We start from the raw sequence: 3,549 nt of genomic DNA on the forward strand, positions 1-3,549 counted from the left end.
GGTCATCGATCTCAAAATTTTCGAGGACCTTCATGTCGAAGGTTTCCTCCGTCTGGTCGCGAAGCATGGCCTTGATCTCGCTTCGCGTGCAGTGGTAATCCCCCTCACCGTTTCGGCGGAACGTGCCCTCAAAGAGGTCGTCGTTGATATAGACGGGCCTGACCTCGCGCTCCGCCCTCGGAACGCGGATGGAGAGGACAAGGTCCTCCCCCACCTTGTAGTCCTTCACATCCTCGTCGACCAGGAGGTTGACGCTCACCTTTTTGCCGTCGTTAAGGACGCTCCACAGATCCCTTCGCAGCTTCTCCACGTCCTTCGCGTCAAGCCCGGTCGTCACGAAGCTGCCATCCTTCTTCTCGCTCACCCCAAGCAGAATAAGGCCCCCATAGCCGTTCGCCATGGAGGAGTAGGTCTCCCAGAGGCTCCTGGGCAGGCCGCCTTTCGCCCCCTTGACCTCGAGGCGGTTACCCTCCCGGTACTCCTCGAACTTCCCGATATCAAACTCCATGGTGTTCCCCTCCGGCCTCGCTCCACCCCAAAGGCATTGAATACCACGTCCTCCGCCAGTCGTTCCAGAGGGCGTTTTGCCGATCCAAATGCTGATTTTCACCCTGTTTCGGCATGGGGACAGCCTCCTTGATCGCGATGATGAGGGAACAAGTCAAGTCAAGTATAGTGTGGTGAGAAAAGGATGTCAAACACATGGGCCCTCCCCAAACCACAGGGGAAATTGATCCCTCGTTCACACGGCCCCCCTTCCAAGCAGCCGCTCCAGGCAGGACCGGGTTGCCGCGCCGTACGGGTGCCGCTCCTCCAGAAAGGCGTGCAGGTCTTCCGGGGTATCGAGGTCCCGGTACGAGTCCGTCTCCGCGCAGATGCAGCCCAGGCCTCGGGCCCGCTCCAGCGTTCCGAGCCGGACGCCGCCGCTGCCCCATGGGGCGGAGATGTCGAAGAGCTCCGGGATCGCCCTTTTGAGGCCAATGAGCCAGTACCCGCCGTCGGGGGTCGGCCCCAGGACGACGTCGGCCTCCGCCAGGAGGTCGAATGCCCTGCGGATGCTGTCGGGCCGCATCTGGGGGATGTCCGTCCCGACGATCGCCGCCCGTTCGTACCCCGCCTCGAAGGCGTCCCGGGCCGCGGCGAGCATCCGGTCACCGAGGGTGAGGCCCCGCTGTCCGCGGAGCGCGAAGGCGGCGGGGATCAGGTCGGAGTACGCCTCGGGCCGGCCGCTCCCCGTCCAGTAGAGGAAGAGGTCCGCCCGGTCCCGGAGCTCCAGGGCTGTGGCGAACGCATCGGCCCAGAAGCTTCGGTGCAGGGCCTCCCTCTGCCCCTCGTCCAGCAGGGGCGAGAGGCGCGTCTTGGTCTCCGAGCCGATCGGAAGCCGGGAGAAAAGGATCAAAGCCTCGGATTTTTTCGTCGCTTTCATGGGTCCGCATCGCGTCCTTTCTCCCCGCGGCGCCCCTCGTAGAGGGTCCGCAGCACCTCGGTCGGCACCCCCAGGATGTAGAGCGCCTTGATCGTGTGGATCTTCATCAGCGTCCTCAGCCGGCCGTTCCGGATGAAGCGCCGGGCCGAGGTCCCCACCGGCGTATCCAGGGCCCGGATCAGCCCTTTGCGGTGCAGCGGCCGCAGGCGCCTCGCGAGCTCCCAGTCCTCCATCAGCGCAAGGGGCGCGAAGCCGCCGAGCGAGTCGAAGACGTCCCGCCGCAAAAACAGGGCCTGATCTCCGAAGATCAGGCCGAAGCGTCGTGCCCGCGTGTGGGACGTGCGCTCCACGAAGCGCATGAACCGGTCGTCCGCGTCGTAGAAATGGAGCCGGAAGAACCCGCCGACGCAGCCCTCCGAGAGGGCGAGCGCGATGTCGGTCAGGCTCGACGGGGCGACTTGGGCGTCCCCGTGCACGAACCACAGCACGCCGCCCCGCGCGGCGCAGGCCCCCGCGTTCAGCTGGAGGGCCCGGCCCCTGCCGCAGCGTACGACGCGGACTCCGGACACGGCCTCCGCCGCCTCGACCGTGCCGTCCGTGCTGCCTCCGTCGGCGACGACGACCTCCTTCTCCCCGGAAAGGGCGGACAGGGACTCCAGGAGCCCCGTGATGCGTGCGCATTCGTTCAGGGTGGGGACGACGATCGAGATCATGACGCGACCGGGGCGCTCCAGGACCACATCATGCCGTGGCCCCGCCGCAGCTGGACCCGCTCCCCGCCGTGCAGGCGTAGCAGTGGTTGCCCAGGCGGATATTCCGCCTGGAGGGGCGGTCCCCCCTCAGGTCGCCGATGCGGTCCGTCCCCTCTACGGTCCAGTCCAGGGCCTGATTGAAGTCGCAGTCGTAAAGGCGTCCGTCCCAGCCCACGGAGAGCTGGCTGCGGCACATCATCCCCTCCGCCGCAACGGGGTTGAAGCTGTCGTGGAGGCGGCGCATGTAGCCCGCCATGTTGCCGCTGCGCACCAGGAAGGCGCCGAACCGCCCCACGGGATTGTTCGTGATCGTGAACAGCCGGTTGAACACGATCCCGTACTCCGCGCCGAGCTTGAGCTTGTACTCCTGTTCCATGCTAGCCTGCGGCGGAGGGAGGAACGCCCCGCCGGGGTTGTAGACCATGTTCAAGGCCAGCCGGTCGTCCTTCCCGTACCCCAGCTCGTTCAGCCTGCGGAGCATGGAGATGGCGCTCCGAAAGGTCCCTGCGCCCCTCTGCCGGTCGCAGTCCCGCTCCGAGTAGTAGGGCAGCGAGCAGACGATCTCGACGCCGCGTTCGGCCATAAACTCCGGCAGATCGTCGTATCCGCTCTCGTGCAGGATCACCAGGTTCGTCCGCACGATCACGTGGACGCCAGCCGCCGTACCCCGGTCCACCAGGAAGCGGAAATCGGGGTTCATCTCAGGGGCGCCGCCCGTGATGTCCAGCGTGCGAAAGCCCCAGGCGGCAAGGACCCTCAGGCAATGTTCCATCGTGCTGCGGGACATGACCTCCGTCCGGTTCGGCCCGGCCTCGACGTGACAGTGCCTGCAGGCCAGGTTGCAGAGCCGACCGACGTTGACTTGAAGGACATCGAGTCGTTCGAGGGTCTGCCCGACCCGCGGATCGGGCAGTTTGCCGCGGAAGGGGGGGACGCAGGCCAGAGGATCGTCCCGTCCCGCGAAGGTCATAGTTCGAGCCTCCCGACGATGTTCTTCATCTGAAGCCCATGCACCAGGCTGGCGCCGCCCCGGATGGCGCAGGCCACATGGACGGCCTCCGTCATCTGCGCCTCGTTGACGCCGTTCTCCAGGCAGCTCTTCGTGTAGGCATCGATGCAGTAGGGACACTGCACGGTATGGGCTACGGCCAGGGCGATCAGCGCCTTTTCGCGCTTCGTCAACTCGCCCTCCTCGAACACGGCGCCGTAGTACGCCGAAAACTTCTCCCAGAGCGGGGACGCGCACTGCCCCATCTCCGCGAAGCGGTTCAGGTCGTCGGCGTCGTAGTAGGCGTTCGTCTTTTCCGTCGTCATCTTTTTGAAACCTCCTCGTAGAATTAAGTAATACCAATTCGCGTTTAATATGGATTG

At 65.5% G+C, this 3,549-nt stretch carries 5 protein-coding genes; all 5 read right to left on the reverse strand.

Features of this window, described 5'->3' with window-relative positions; all coding sequences use genetic code 11:
- A partial coding sequence (locus tag SY1_RS05925) for an AlbA family DNA-binding domain-containing protein (RefSeq protein WP_208873070.1) occupies positions 1 to 508 on the reverse strand: 508 nt, incomplete at its 3' end.
- A 234-nt stretch (positions 509 to 742) separates the two neighbouring features.
- Positions 743 to 1,426, reverse strand: a complete 684-nt coding sequence (locus SY1_RS05930) for a TIGR04282 family arsenosugar biosynthesis glycosyltransferase (RefSeq protein WP_015556478.1) — start codon at positions 1,424 to 1,426, stop codon at positions 743 to 745.
- On the reverse strand, positions 1,423 to 2,139 hold the full coding sequence (locus SY1_RS05935) for a TIGR04283 family arsenosugar biosynthesis glycosyltransferase (RefSeq protein ID WP_208873071.1): 717 nt from the start codon (positions 2,137 to 2,139) through the stop codon (positions 1,423 to 1,425). Before SY1_RS05935 ends, SY1_RS05930 begins: the two co-directional genes overlap by 4 nt.
- 28 nt (positions 2,140 to 2,167) lie before the next feature.
- Positions 2,168 to 3,148, reverse strand: a complete 981-nt coding sequence (gene arsS, locus SY1_RS05940) for an arsenosugar biosynthesis radical SAM (seleno)protein ArsS (RefSeq protein WP_015556479.1) — start codon at positions 3,146 to 3,148, stop codon at positions 2,168 to 2,170.
- Positions 3,145 to 3,492 (reverse strand): arsenosugar biosynthesis-associated peroxidase-like protein, encoded by a 348-nt coding sequence (locus tag SY1_RS05945; protein WP_015556480.1) that lies wholly within the window; start codon positions 3,490 to 3,492, stop codon positions 3,145 to 3,147. Before SY1_RS05945 ends, arsS begins: the two co-directional genes overlap by 4 nt.
- Positions 3,493 to 3,549: the final 57 nt, after the last annotated feature.

The organism is Fretibacterium fastidiosum (assembly GCF_000210715.1).
GTDB lineage: Bacteria > Synergistota > Synergistia > Synergistales > Aminobacteriaceae > Fretibacterium > Fretibacterium fastidiosum.